This window comes from Methanobrevibacter sp. (assembly GCF_045120835.1).
GTDB lineage: Archaea > Methanobacteriota > Methanobacteria > Methanobacteriales > Methanobacteriaceae > Methanocatella.
The window spans coordinates 1-13,463 of the sequence record NZ_JBGVFE010000013.1; the positions used below are offsets into that span (position 1 = coordinate 1).

At 37.9% G+C, this 13,463-nt stretch carries 16 protein-coding genes; 15 read left to right on the top strand and 1 reads right to left on the bottom strand.

All coding sequences use genetic code 11. From position 1 onward, the window contains the following. The coding region (locus ACJMLO_RS01505) for a radical SAM protein (protein ID WP_405293225.1) at positions 1-665 on the bottom strand (665 nt) is incomplete at its 3' end. 485 nt (positions 666-1,150) lie between these two features. On the opposite strand from ACJMLO_RS01505, the gene mcrB reads away from it, so the two are divergent. From mcrB to ACJMLO_RS01580, 15 genes are all read left to right on the top strand, one after another. Continuing rightward, on the top strand, positions 1,151-2,482 hold the full coding sequence (gene mcrB / locus ACJMLO_RS01510; RefSeq protein ID WP_405293227.1) for a coenzyme-B sulfoethylthiotransferase subunit beta: 1,332 nt from the start codon (positions 1,151-1,153) through the stop codon (positions 2,480-2,482). A gap of 34 nt (positions 2,483-2,516) precedes the next feature. Further along, entirely contained in the window at positions 2,517-2,966 is a 450-nt protein-coding gene (gene mcrD / locus ACJMLO_RS01515) for a methyl-coenzyme M reductase operon protein D (protein ID WP_405293229.1), read from the top strand. Between the two features lie 6 nt (positions 2,967-2,972). Further along, complete coding sequence (gene mcrC / locus ACJMLO_RS01520; RefSeq protein ID WP_405293231.1) at positions 2,973-3,572, top strand: methyl-coenzyme M reductase I operon protein C; 600 nt, start codon at positions 2,973-2,975, stop codon at positions 3,570-3,572. A gap of 2 nt (positions 3,573-3,574) precedes the next feature. Further along, complete coding sequence (mcrG, locus tag ACJMLO_RS01525; protein WP_405293233.1) at positions 3,575-4,333, top strand: coenzyme-B sulfoethylthiotransferase subunit gamma; 759 nt, start codon at positions 3,575-3,577, stop codon at positions 4,331-4,333. A gap of 5 nt (positions 4,334-4,338) precedes the next feature. Next, entirely contained in the window at positions 4,339-5,994 is a 1,656-nt protein-coding gene (mcrA, locus tag ACJMLO_RS01530) for a coenzyme-B sulfoethylthiotransferase subunit alpha (RefSeq protein WP_405293235.1), read from the top strand. A 232-nt stretch (positions 5,995-6,226) separates the two neighbouring features. Next, positions 6,227-7,201 carry a tetrahydromethanopterin S-methyltransferase subunit E gene (mtrE, locus tag ACJMLO_RS01535; RefSeq protein ID WP_405293237.1) on the top strand — a complete coding sequence of 325 codons (975 nt, stop codon included), beginning with the start codon at positions 6,227-6,229 and terminating at the stop codon, positions 7,199-7,201. A gap of 12 nt (positions 7,202-7,213) precedes the next feature. Further along, the gene (gene mtrD / locus ACJMLO_RS01540; protein WP_405293239.1) at positions 7,214-7,915 is read left to right on the top strand and encodes a tetrahydromethanopterin S-methyltransferase subunit D; all 702 of its coding nucleotides are present in this window, start codon (positions 7,214-7,216) and stop codon (positions 7,913-7,915) included. A 1-nt stretch (position 7,916) separates the two neighbouring features. After that, positions 7,917-8,729 (top strand): tetrahydromethanopterin S-methyltransferase subunit MtrC, encoded by an 813-nt coding sequence (gene mtrC / locus ACJMLO_RS01545; RefSeq protein WP_405293241.1) that lies wholly within the window; start codon positions 7,917-7,919, stop codon positions 8,727-8,729. 17 nt (positions 8,730-8,746) lie between these two features. Next, complete coding sequence (locus ACJMLO_RS01550; protein ID WP_405293243.1) at positions 8,747-9,076, top strand: tetrahydromethanopterin S-methyltransferase subunit B; 330 nt, start codon at positions 8,747-8,749, stop codon at positions 9,074-9,076. After that, positions 9,077-9,790, top strand: a complete 714-nt coding sequence (gene mtrA / locus ACJMLO_RS01555; RefSeq protein WP_405293245.1) for a tetrahydromethanopterin S-methyltransferase subunit A — start codon at positions 9,077-9,079, stop codon at positions 9,788-9,790. Between the two features lie 13 nt (positions 9,791-9,803). Beyond that, on the top strand, positions 9,804-10,010 hold the full coding sequence (locus ACJMLO_RS01560) for a tetrahydromethanopterin S-methyltransferase subunit F (protein ID WP_405293247.1): 207 nt from the start codon (positions 9,804-9,806) through the stop codon (positions 10,008-10,010). 10 nt (positions 10,011-10,020) lie between these two features. Then, positions 10,021-10,263 carry a tetrahydromethanopterin S-methyltransferase subunit MtrG gene (gene mtrG / locus ACJMLO_RS01565; RefSeq protein ID WP_405293249.1) on the top strand — a complete coding sequence of 81 codons (243 nt, stop codon included), beginning with the start codon at positions 10,021-10,023 and terminating at the stop codon, positions 10,261-10,263. A 13-nt stretch (positions 10,264-10,276) separates the two neighbouring features. Then, entirely contained in the window at positions 10,277-11,209 is a 933-nt protein-coding gene (mtrH, locus tag ACJMLO_RS01570; protein WP_405293251.1) for a tetrahydromethanopterin S-methyltransferase subunit H, read from the top strand. A 148-nt stretch (positions 11,210-11,357) separates the two neighbouring features. Next, on the top strand, positions 11,358-12,827 hold the full coding sequence (locus ACJMLO_RS01575) for a methanogenesis marker 14 protein (RefSeq protein WP_405293253.1): 1,470 nt from the start codon (positions 11,358-11,360) through the stop codon (positions 12,825-12,827). A gap of 16 nt (positions 12,828-12,843) precedes the next feature. Next, on the top strand, positions 12,844-13,452 hold the full coding sequence (locus tag ACJMLO_RS01580) for an NTP transferase domain-containing protein (RefSeq protein WP_405293255.1): 609 nt from the start codon (positions 12,844-12,846) through the stop codon (positions 13,450-13,452). Positions 13,453-13,463 lie beyond the last annotated feature (11 nt).

A 13,463-nucleotide genomic window follows, 5' to 3' on the forward strand; every position in this document is an offset into this window, starting at 1 on the left:
AAAATCAGCCCCTCGTTGAAGGTATTTGCAAATCTCATTAAAAGCATTCCTTTTGCTCCCCATTCTTCCAGGGAATTGCAGGTTTGCCTTAAAACATCTCCGTCATTCACTCCAGGTATTATTACTGCAGCGCCTGTCAAATCAATGTTTTCACAAAATATCTGGCATGCCTTAAGGGCTTCTGCAGGATTCGGATCTTTCACCCATTCTTTTCTAAGTTTGGGGTCTGATGAAAAGATAGTGAATGACACTTCATTGACGCCATTATTGATTAGTCTTGTAGCCATCTGCGAATCGGTTATGCCTTTGCCGCATGTATATCCTAGTACTGAAGGAATTGAAAATTGATTCAAACTGGCAGTCAACTCTTCAAGATGAGGATAACAGCTTATATCTCCGCCTCCACTAATGTAGGCGCTGATTTCTCCCCTCCCCATATTCATCATCAATGCGTTTTGTACTTCGTTCATTACTTGAAAAGGGGACTTAAAATCGCCTTGAGATTCAGCAACGCCCTTGCTGCATCTTTCACAGCCAATTTTATTGGGAAGGCAGTGCGCACAGCCAAAGGTTTTCACTTCTTTTACCTTTCTAAAGTAACAGTATTTGCAAAACCCGTTGCAATCCCTTCCGGGTATTCCTCCAACATCCGCTACAAGTTGCATAATATTTTATTTTTTATTTCATTTTATTTATAAATTCATGATTTTTTTCAGCCAAATTTTTGTATTACTTTTAGTATTATTTATTACTATGATGCTTGAAAGTAATAATTTAGCATTTTACTTTATTTTAATAGATATGTATTTAAACATGGTAAAATATATAAAAGATTTATAAATTCGATTTATTTTAATTATTATATATTTATTTTATTTTTCTTTGGAAAATATTAGTTTAAATTAAAAATAAAAAGTATTACTTTTGAGCAATTTTATCTTAAAGAAAAAATCTTTTATTATACTTTATAAACTTTTCTAAAATATCTTATAGGTAATCTTTATATTATATCTTTTATAAAATAAAATTTGTATACCATATGGCTGGCTATTGCAAAAACTTGCTTTGTAGCTAAAAACTCAATTTGGTAAAAAATTTTACCATTGAGAGTGGTATATTAGTTAAACTCTATTTATTTAGGAGGGAAAAAATGGCAAAGTTTGATGATAAAATCGATTTATTCGATGATAGAGGCAATGAAATTGCATCTGACGTACCAATCGAAGCTATCAGTCCATTAAGAAACCCTGCAATTCAAAGCATCGTAAAAGGTGTTAAAAGAACTGTTGCAGTAAACTTAGAAGGACTCGAAAAATCTGTAAAAACAGCATCTGTTGGTGGAGACAAATCTAGAATCTTAGGTAGAGAATTAGATCTCGCTATTGTAGATAACGCAGAAGCAATCGCAGACAAAATGAAAGAAATTATCCAAATTTCTGCAGACGATGATACTGTTGTAACACCTATTTCCGGAGGAAAAAGGTTATTAGTACAAGTACCAACTAAAAGAATTGATGTTGCTGCTGAATACTCAACAGCTCCATTATCCAGTGCTTCCGCATTAGTACAATCTGTAATTGATGTTTGTGGTGTAGACATTTACGATGCAAACTTCGTAAAAGCTGCAGTATTAGGTAGATACCCACAATCTGTAGACTACAAAGGATCCAACATCGCAACCATGTTAGACATTCCACAAAAACTCGAAGGTGCAGGTTACGGTTTAAGAAATGTAAAAGCAAACGACTTCGCTGCTGCTACATTGAAAAACACTTTTGAAGCTACTGCATTAGCTGCTATCTTTGAACAAACTGCAATGTTTGAAATGGCTGACGCATTAGGTTCATTCGAAAGATTACACTTATTAGGTTTAGCTTACCAAGGTTTAAACGCTGATAACTTAGTATATGACTTAGTAAAAGACAACGCAACTGAAGGTACTGTTGGTAGTATCGTACAAGCAACTATTGCTCGTGCAGAAGCAGATGGTATTATTGCTCCTCAAGAACAATTAACCGATTTCGCAATTTACGACACCGATGACGCAGCTAAATGGAATGCATATGCTGCTGCTGGTGCTGTTGCAGCAACTATGGTTAACGTTGGTGCAGCTCGTGCTGCTCAAGGTATTCCATCTACTTTATTATACTTCAACGACAACCTTGAATTCGCTACCGGTTTACCTGGTCTCGACTATGGTAGAGCTGAAGGTGTAGCTGTAGGATTCTCCTTCTTCAGTCACTCCATTTACGGTGGTGGAGGTCCTGGTCTCTTCAACGGTAACCACGTTGTAACCAGACACAGTAAAGGATTCTGTATCCCTTGTGTAGCTGCTGCTATGTCCTTAGATGCAGGAACACAACTCTTTTCACCAGAAGCAACTTCTGGTTTAATTAAAGAAGTATACAGCCAAATTGACGAATTCAGAGAACCTATTAAAGCAGTTGCAGCTGCAGCTGAAGAAATTAAAGGTGACATCTAATTAATTTAATCAAATCTAATTTGAAGGTCATATAATGGATATTGAGATATTTCCTTACAGAGTTCTTGGAAGTGACACTACTGAAAAGTTATTAAATGACTTGGAATCACTTGAAGATGTAAGAAGAACTGTTATCCACGGTCCAAGATTTCCTAAAGGCGAAGCAACTCTGCCTCCAAAATATAGGGAACGTAGAGTTATTACTATAAATGGGGAAGATGTTGTTTTACAAGTTAAAACTGCCAGAATTTTCTTGGAAATTACCATGGAATCCACTATTGATGATGTCAGAGAAATATGTGAAAAACATATACCATTTGGCTTTGATATTAATCAGGACAGATCAAATTACATCAGAAAGCAAAAAACTGTTACTGATAGGATTAAATATGGAGATAAAGAAATTCCTGATGAATTAGTCGGAATGACAGATCAATATTCAACATTCGACGACCATGTGAATATAATTAAAAAGGATAACTAGATTAATATGATAGGACGTTGTACTCACGTAGTAGATTGTAGGGAAGCAAGTGGAATGGGTAGAGGTGGAAGCCTGGCTCAAAGAGGGACTTTTGCCGAATGCGGTACAGATGTATGTGCAGTAGCTATGTCTCCAGGACGTAGACACATTACCAAGCCAGTTTGCGAAATTACATTTGGTTTACGTGAAGCTAATGTTTTAACAAGTACTATGGTTTTAAATGCTGGTGCTGGTGTTCCTCATGATGCTCCGGCAGCAGGTGGAACTCTGTTCGGACTTACTGATAAAGAGGTTGAACAGATGCAAAAATTCAAATTACTTGTAGTCCACCTTGGTGGAGTTGCAAATCATATTACTTACAAAGCAAGGTTAATACTTAGGAACGTCAATAAACACTGTATTATTATCTGTGAGTCACCAGTTGACTGTGAAGATTTTGCCAAAATTGGTATTAAAACTTCCAAAGTCATGCCAGATGATAGTAATATTAAAACTGCAGGCACTATCGATGATATTGTTACAGGGGTTATCCGTGGTGAAACAATTTCACAGGAAAAATTAGATGAAATTATTAGAAAAGTTAAATTAGCATTAGGAGATGCATAATTATGGTACAAATTTATCCAGGTACTTCTCAGGTTGCTCAAAACAGAAGAAACTTCACTAACCCTGAATATGAGTTAGAAAAGTTAAGAGAAATCGCTGATGAAGACGTAGTAAAAATATTAGGTCACAAAGCTCCAGGTGAAGAATACAAATCAGTTCACCCACCATTAGATGAAATGGACGAGCCAGATGACAGTGTAAGAGAATTAGTAGCACCTATTGAAGGTGCAAAAGCAGGAGACAGGATCAGATACATTCAATTCGTAGACTCCATGTACTTTGCTCCAGCTCAACCTTTCTTAAGAGCTAGATCTTACTTATGCAGATTTAGAGGAATCGATACCGGTACATTATCCGGAAGACAAGTTATCGAAGCAAGAGAAAGAGACATCGAAAGAATCTCAAAATATCTCTTAGAAACCGAATACTTCGATACCGCAAGAACCGGTATTAGAGGTGCAGGTGTACACGGTCACTCCTTAAGATTAGATGAAAACGGTTTAATGTTTGATATGCTCAGAAGACAAGTATTCAACAAAGATACCGGTAATGTCGAAATGGTTAAAGACCAAGTTGGTAGGGAATTAGACGAACCTGTAGTCTTAGGTGAACCATTAGACGAAGAAACCTTAAGAGGAAAAACCACTATTTACAGAATAGATGGTGAAGCATACAAAGACGACGTAGACGCTGTAAAAGTCTGTCAAAGAATACACGTTACCAGATCCTTTGGTGCATTCAATCCAGAAGCAGGATGGTAGATAATATGGCTGATAAAAAATTCTTAGATGCAATGAAAAAGAAATTTACTGAAGACCCAACAGAAAAAAGGACCCAATTCTATAACATGGGTGGTTGGACTCAGTCAGAAAAGAAAACTGCATTTGTAAACGAAGGTAAAGAAATCGCTGAAAAAAGAGGAATCCCAATGTACAACCCAGACATTGGTACTCCTTTAGGTCAAAGGGCTTTAATGTCCTACCAATTATCTACTACTGATACTTTCGTAGAAGGTGACGATTTACACTACGTTAACAACGCAGCTATCCAACAAGCATGGGACGACATTAGAAGAACTGTAATTGTAGGATTAAACACTGCTCACAACGTTCTTGAAAAAAGGTTAGGTATTGAAGTAACTCCTGAAACAATTACTCACTACTTAGAAACTGTAAACCACGCTATGCCTGGTGCAGCAGTAGTTCAAGAACACATGGTAGAAACTGACCCATTAATCGTACAAGATTCCTACGTAAAAGTTTTCACTGGTGATGACGATTTAGCTGACGAAATTGACTCCGCATTTGTTTTAGACATCAACAAAGAGTTCCCTGAAGAACAAGCTGAAGCTTTAAAAGCTGAAGTTGGCGGAGCTGTTTGGCAAGCTGTAAGAATTCCATCCATTGTAGGAAGAGTCTGTGACGGTGGTAACACCTCCAGATGGTCTGCTATGCAAATTGGTATGTCAATGATTTCTGCATACAACCAATGTGCTGGTGAAGGAGCTACTGGTGACTTCGCATACGCATCCAAACACGCAGAAGTTATTCACATGGGTACTTACTTACCTGTAAGAAGAGCAAGAGCAGAAAACGAACTTGGTGGAGTTCCATTCGGATTCATGGCAGATATCTGTCAAGGTTCCAGAATGTATCCTGACGACCCTGTAAGATCAACCTTAGAAGTAGTAGCTTTAGGTGCTGCTTTATACGACCAAATCTGGTTAGGTTCTTACATGTCTGGTGGTGTAGGATTCACCCAATATGCTACCGCAGCATACACCGATAACGTATTAGACGACTTCACCTACTACGGTAAAGACTACGTCGAAGACAAATACGGTGACTTATGCTCAGCACCTAACAACATGGACACAGTTCTTGATGTAGGTACTGAAGTAGCATTCTACGCATTAGAACAATACGAAGAATACCCAGCATTACTCGAAACTCACTTCGGTGGATCTCAAAGAGCTTCCGTTGTTTCCGCAGCTGCAGGTGCTTCCACAGCATTTGCTACTGGTAATGCTCAAACTGGTTTAAGCGCATGGTACTTAGCTATGTACTTACACAAAGAACAACATTCCAGATTAGGATTCTACGGTTTCGATTTACAAGATCAATGTGGTGCAGCTAACGTATTCTCCATCAGAAACGATGAAGGATTACCACTCGAAATGAGAGGACCAAACTATCCTAACTACGCAATGAACGTAGGTCACCAAGGTGAATACGCTGGTATCGCACAAGCACCTCACTCCGCTCGTGGAGACGCTTGGGCTTTCAACCCATTAGTAAAAATCGCATTTGCTGACAAAAACTTAGTCTTTGACTTCGGTAAAGTACGTGAAGAATTTGCTAAAGGTGCATTAAGAGAATTCGAACCTGCTGGTGAAAGAACTGCTATTACTCCAGCAAAATAGATAGATAAACACGTAGATAGGTGATTCGTCACCTATCTATCCATTTTATAAATTCAAGTTTACTTGAAAAAATCCAAAACATTTATATTTAAAGTCATAAAATATTATATATTACAGAAGAATTATTAGGCATAATTCAATCATAATTGATTTTTTGTAAGGAACAAAAATCATAAATTATTCACGTTTATTAAATGATCAATTTAATAAAATAATATGGAGGAAAAAAATTATGGACCCTGTAACATTAGGTGTAGTTGCATTAATGGGTGCAGTTGCTACTATCGGAGGGGCTGCAGAGGACTTAGAATCTGATATCGGTTCTCAAAGTAACCCTAACTCCCAAGTTCAACTTGCTCCACAGATGGGACATTTGCACCGTATGATAAACAAGGCGGCTTCTGGTGAACCAGTCGCTTATGGTGTTTGGTGTGGTGTTGCTGGTGCTATTGCATACTTAGTTATGTCTTTAGGCATGATGCCTATCGTAGCTATTGCAATGGGTGCTTGTGTCGCTGCTTTTGTTCACGCTATTTATACTGTTACATCCCACATGGGAAGGATTGTCGGACAATCCCAATTTGAACAACCATTATTTATGGATGTATTAACACAATCTTTAGGACCTATCGTTGGTCACGGATTTATAACTAGTTTTTGTATAGTCGGAATTTCTTACTTGATGACCATTCCATTAGGAACAAGTGATCCATTACACGTATTCCCATTACCACTCTTAGCAATGCTTTGGGGTATTGCTTTAGGAGCTATCGGTTCTTCAACTGGGGACGTTCACTATGGTGCAGAAAGTGAGTATCAAAAATTCGAATTTGGTGGAGGAACTCCTGTAGCTATTCAAGGGGATATTGTTACTAAAGCTCCTTTAGGTGCTAAAAACTCAATGGATGTTGTAAACTTCTGTGCTAAATTCGGTGGACCTTTAACAGGTTTCTGTTTCGGTCTTGTTGTGTTCTTTAGTTTCTGGAACACTGTCGTATTCGGAACATACGGCGGTATTATCGTTGGTATTATAATCATCATTTTATTAATCGTTATGGATGATAGATTAGAAGTATTCGCTAGAAACAAATATGGACCTTATGATGAAGGCGCTTTAGAAGCAGCTCCTGCTGAAGAAATTATTGAAGAAGCTGAAAAAGCTCCTGTTGAAGCTGCTGAAGAAGCTGAAGAAGCTGGTGACGAATAAGGAGGTTTCATTATGGATCCAATTACATTAATTTTATTCATCGCAATAGGCGGTATTATGATTGGTGCAGGTGTGCACTTTATTCCTGTAGGAGGAGCTCCTGCGGCTATGGCAACCGCTACTGGTGTAGGTACCGGTACTGCTATGTTAGCTGCTGGTGCAGGTTTAACAGGACTTATTACTGCGGCAACTATGACAGGTGAACCATTCTATATAGTTGGTATAGGTGGTGCAATTGGTGCTATGATCATGATGGGTATTACTATGCTCATTGCAAACTTAATCTACATCTTCGGTGTAGGTATTGTACCAGCAGCATCAAAAGTACCTGTAGACTGGATTACCAAACGTAACCAAGAAGCTTACAAAACTCCTGGTACCGAAGGTCACGGTGTACCTTTAACTTCATTTGTAAGTGGTCTTATCGGAGGTCTTCTTGGTGGTTTCGGTGGTGGATTAGTCTACTTCGGAATTTACAATGCTGTACAAGACAGTTCTTTTGTAACTGACCCTGCTGTAAGTATTGGTTTAGCTGCTATTTTAGGTGTAGGTGTGTTCTTTATTAACTCAGTAATTGCTTCATATAACATTGGTGGTACCATCGAAGGTATGCACGATCCAAAATTCAAAAGAATTGGTACTGGAGCTATTGCTTGTGCTATCGCATCTATCGTTGTCGGAATCTTTTGTATTATTTTAACTGGAGGTATTTAAAATGTCTGCTGGTGGAAGTGCTGATGGTGCAGCTGCAGGTGCAGTAAGCTCAACAATGTTACTCGCTGTAGGTATTGTTGGCGCATTAATTGCTATTTATCTCACTGGTTTCTTAGGAGATATGGGATCTGTTATTGCAGGTCTTGGTGCTGTTTGTGCTATCGTATGGGGTGCCGATGCTATTCGTAGAGTAGCAAGTTACGGTTTAGGTACTGGTGTACCATCTATCGGATACATGTCTTTATCCGTTGGTGTAATCTCTGCTTTAGCAGGTATTAGTTTAGCAACTATCTTAAAAATGGCTATTGTTGGACCAGTTGCAGCTTTTGTCATTGCTGTAATCATCGGTGCAATCATTGCAATTGTTGCTACTAAAATTGTAGGAATGAAAATACCTATTATGCTTCAATGTACTATTGAAATTGCTGGTGCTGCAACCTTATCAATTCTCGCATTTTCAGTTGCTATTGCAGGTACTTATGATATGGCTGCTATTTATGAAAATGTTGTTGCAACTGGTTTCATTGCAGTATTATTTATCTTGTGTACTATGGCTATCCAACACCCATTCAACGCATGTTTAGGACCTAACGAAGATCAATTAAGAACCTTAAAATGTGCATGTTCTACTGCATTCTTATCTATGACACTTGTTGGTCTCATGTCTGTTGCTTCAGGTGGATTAGGTTGGTTCATTGTATTCATAGTAGGTTTAATTGGTTGGATTATTTCATTCAGAGCATTCGTACTTGCTTCATGTAATGATGCTGCTTCAACCAAATGGGCTGGATTATGGCCTAAAGTGGATCAATAGATTAGGAGGAATTAAATATGGCTCAAATGTTACCTATGGTACAAATTGTACCTGAAATGAATTTCGCATATGACCCAGTAACTGGGATTATCGGATCATCTTTAGGTTCAGGAATTGTTCTCCTTTCTATGGATGATGTAAATGAACAAGTAGCAAAAGTGGAATTGGCTGCTGATGAATTAATGGCTTCATTAGACCCATATACAAGTCCTGTCGGATCTTTCCCTGGAAGGGAAGGTTCTTATGTTACTGCAGGGTTATTAACTAATATGGTATATGGTTTCTTATTAGCTACATTCATCATATTTGCTGCATTGCCAATATTACAATTGATGGGGGTTTTATAGATGGCTGATAAAAAAGCTCCTGCAGACGGCTGGCCGGTTATCAGTGGGGATTACATTGTCGGTGATCCAGAAAGCCCTGTTGCAGTAACAACTTTAGCTTCTCACATTGAAGCTGAACTTTCTGGTGCAGCTATTGCAGGTCCATGTAAAACAGAAAACTTAGGAATAGAAAAAGTAGTTGCAAATATTATTTCTAACCCTAATATTCGTTTCTTAATATTAGCTGGTGCTGAAGTGCAAGGTCACATTACTGGTCAAAGTTTTAAAGCTTTACACGAAAATGGTGCTGACCCTGACAAAAAGAAAATTATTGGCGCAACTGGAGCTATTCCATTCGTAGAAAATGTTCCTCTTGAAGGTGTTGAAAGATTCCAGCAACAATTAGAAATTGTTGATTTAATCGACACAGAAGATATTGGGGCAATTCAATCAAAAATCAATGAATGCGTAGAAAAAGATCCAGGTGCTTTTGAAGAAGAAGCTATGGTCATTTCTGTAGATGACGATGGTGGAGAAGAAGATGAAGGAGAAGCAATCAGAGTTGTTTCTGCTGAAACTGGTCTTATCGAAGCAAGAATTAGGGATATAAACACTAAAATCGATATGGTTGGAGCTGTTCAAAGAAACATGGCTGGAAATTATTCTGGTAAAGTTCAAGGTATAATGATTGGATTAGCTTTTACTTTAATAATCGGAGTATTATTCTTGATTTAAGGAGGAGACGAATATGGTACAAATTTCAAACAAACCAAATATTAATGGAATGAAAACTGCAGCAGATGATGCTGAATACAGTTCAAAACTCCTTGCAAGAGAAGGTAAATTGTTTGCAGGTTTACTTGCAACCAGATTTAAAGGCTTTGCATACGGTGCTTGTATTGCAATACTTTTAATCGTGATTATTCCTTTAATTGCAAAATTACTAGGATTCTAGGGGTGTTATTATGAGTGAAGAAGATAATTCAGTACCTCAAGTCATGGTTTCCTCAGATGAGTTCAACCAAATTATCGAAAAATTAGATGATGCAGAAGAAAAAGTTGATTTCACTGTTGGGGAATATTACCAACGTTTAGGCCAACAAACTGGTAGAGATGTTGGTATCTTATACGGTATTATAATTGGATTAATTATTTTAATTGTGGCTATAAAATTCGGTGTAGCTTCAATGTTATCTGCCTTATTATAGGGGGTTTATATTTATGTTAAGATTTGATAAAGAACAAATCGTCGTTGATATTGCTGGAGTAAAAATGGGTGGGCAACCTGGTGAATACCCTACCGTTTTAGCAGGAACTATCTTTTACGGCGGACACAATATTATTAGTGATGAAAAAGAAGGTATCTTTGATAAAGATGCTGCTGAAGAAAGAATTAAAACAATGGAAGAAATGTCTGATGTAACCGGAAACCCTTGTGTTGTACAAACTTTCGGTGCTACTCCAGAAGCTATGGTAAAATACTTAGAATTTGTAGGAGACGTCTGTGACAAACCTTTCCTTATCGATTCAACCGCAGCTGCAGCTAAAATTGCAGGTGTAGAATACGTTCAAGATGTTGGATTATGTGAAAGGGCTGTTTACAACTCCATAAGTATGGCAGCAGAACCTGGTGAAATCGAAGCAGTTAAAAACTCAGACATCGATGCATCCATTTTATTAGGTTTCAACCCAATGAAAGCTGGTGTAGAAGGAAAAATCGAAATCTGGGAAACTGGTGGAGACGTAATTGATCAAGGTATTCTCGAAATGGCTGACGAATGTGGAATCACCAAACCTTGGATGGACGTAGCAGTAACTCCATTAGGTCAAGGTGCAGGACCTGCTGTAAGAACATCTTACGCAGTAAAAGCTAAATGGGGATACCCAGTAGGCTCCGGTATTCACAATGTTCCATCTGCATGGGACTGGTTAAGAGGATACAAAAAAGAACACAAAGAAGCATGGCCTGTTTGTGATATAGGTTCTAACATCGTACAACAAATGGCTGGTGGAGACTTCGTACTTTTCGGACCAATCGAAAACGCAAGACTCGCATTCCCTGCTTGTGGTATGGCTGATATTATGATTGCTGAAGCAGCAAAAGATATCGGTACCGAACCTGTAGAAGACCACCCTATTAACAACTTATTATAGATATAAAGGGTCCCGATTAGATGATTCATTTCATCTAATCATTTTTTTTATTTACTTTTTTTCAATTATTTTTTAAAAATTTTTAATAAAATTTATATTATTATAAAAAGAGATTATTAATTAACTTTAATTTGGAGAGGTTAAAATAATGTCTTTTTTAAGTAAACTATTTAATAGAGGTCCTAAGCCTATTATTGCTCATTCAAAAGAAGGTAATCTGGCTTCTTTAAGAGCTCAAAGGGCAGGTCCCGCAAGTCCGGGGGCTGTTAAAAAGCCTGATACTTTTTATGTAACTGCTTCCGTTGAATTAGGTAACACCACTACAAAATCTATTGTGATGGCCACTAATCTAAACACCAGTGAATCTTATTTATTAAATAAAACAGTTAAAATGACTAGGGATATCCGCCCTCCTAAACCTAATGAAGAGGTTTTTGGTAAGACTGTTTGGGGTATTGAACTTTCTAAGGAAGCTGTTACTGAATTAATTAGAGATACTGTGTTGCAGTCTCTTAAGAAATGTCAAGTTGATAAGGATGAGGATTTGGATTTTGTTGTAAGGTCAACTGGAGTAACTGCAGGTTTTGCAACTGCTGAAGAGGCAGGACAATTGATTATTGCATTGGCGGACGGATGTCTTGAAGCGGATATTCCTCCACGTAAAATGTCTCCTGCAATGAGCATTTCTCAACTTCCTGAAAGATTGCAAAAACATTCACTTCTGGAGAATATCATGTTTGATGGGGCTGTTGTGAGTGTAGTTCCTCCTGAAGGAAAAGAAACAGTTGCAAATGAAATGGAAGGGGAACTTGTTACTGCCGGAATCAAATTGGGTGCTAAATGGACTGATGTTGACTATAGAAACCCTTGTGTGTCCCTGGATTTCGGTTCCACTTTGGCAGGCCGTATAGTTAATGACAATGAACCTTATGCAAATACTGTTGGTAACTTCCTGGGTCTTGCAGGTGTTGTAAGTGACTCTTTGGCTAGGGGTTCTGGAAAAATTGATAAGAAAAATGGTGCTGCTTTAGACTTGTATTCTGAAAAGGCAATGAAAAAGGCTAACCATGATCAGGCTCAAGCAAATGCCCTTGAAGCTCACAAACTGATTAATATCACTAAAGTGCCGATGGATGTTGACAGATTCGGTACCGTACCGGTAAATCCTGAAGCCGCTGAAAATGCAGGCACTACTCTGATTGGTTGTGATGTTGGATTCAATGGGGATAAACTTCCTGAATTGATGGAACTGGGTGCACAGTTCTATGATGATCATGGCCTTGCAACCTTGCTTTCAACATTGGATTATGTAAGTACCAATATTGTTACTCGTGTTCTTGACGTGGCATTTAAGGAAAATGTCATTATTCCGGGTTCTGCATTAGGTATTACCGGAAGGGCGGGTATTACAGGCCGCAAACCTGACTTAATTTTAGAGGCTGTTCAGGACAAATTTGAAAATATCGTTTTTGTTGAAGACGGTCTAGCATTAGGATCTGCTATTATGGCCCGTTGTATGAATTCAATGGGAACACCTAAAGTGCCTATTGGGGGTAAACAGGGTGGACGATGCATTCTCAAAGACCGTATGAAAATGATGGGCGGCAAGTTCGCATAATCCTTGTTGGTTTATCATGATTTATGCAATTTTGATGGCTGGAGGTATGGGAACTAGACTCAAGGTTCCCGAAGAAAAACCTCTCTTCAAATTACATGACAAACCATTGATTAAATATGTACTTGACAATTTAAATTCTTCCAAATCAATCGACAAAATCGTTATTGCAGTCAGTCCGAACACTTGCGAAACTACAAAATATCTGAAGTCCCTTGATGAGGATTTTATTATCTTGGATACTTCCGGAAAAGATTATCTCAAGGACTTGTCTTACATTTTGGATTATTTCGAAAAAATGTCCAAAGAAGATACGCTGCTCTTTATTAATGCAGACTTGCCATTCATATCCGCTGAAACCATTGATTATGTTTTAGATTATTATTCTAAAACCGATAAGGATGCATTGTCTGTTATTGTTCCGGTTGAGATTTTCAAGGAATTGGGATTGGATTACTCATATGATTTCAACGGTTGCGTTCCATCGGGATTGAATATTTTAAGGAGCGAAAACATCATACAGGATGAAACTCAGCTGGTGCTTAAAAAAGTGGAATTGGCCTTAAATATTAATACAATTCCAGATAGTGAAATTGCAGAAAAATTGTATCACGAATATTATATTTAAATATAATGAAG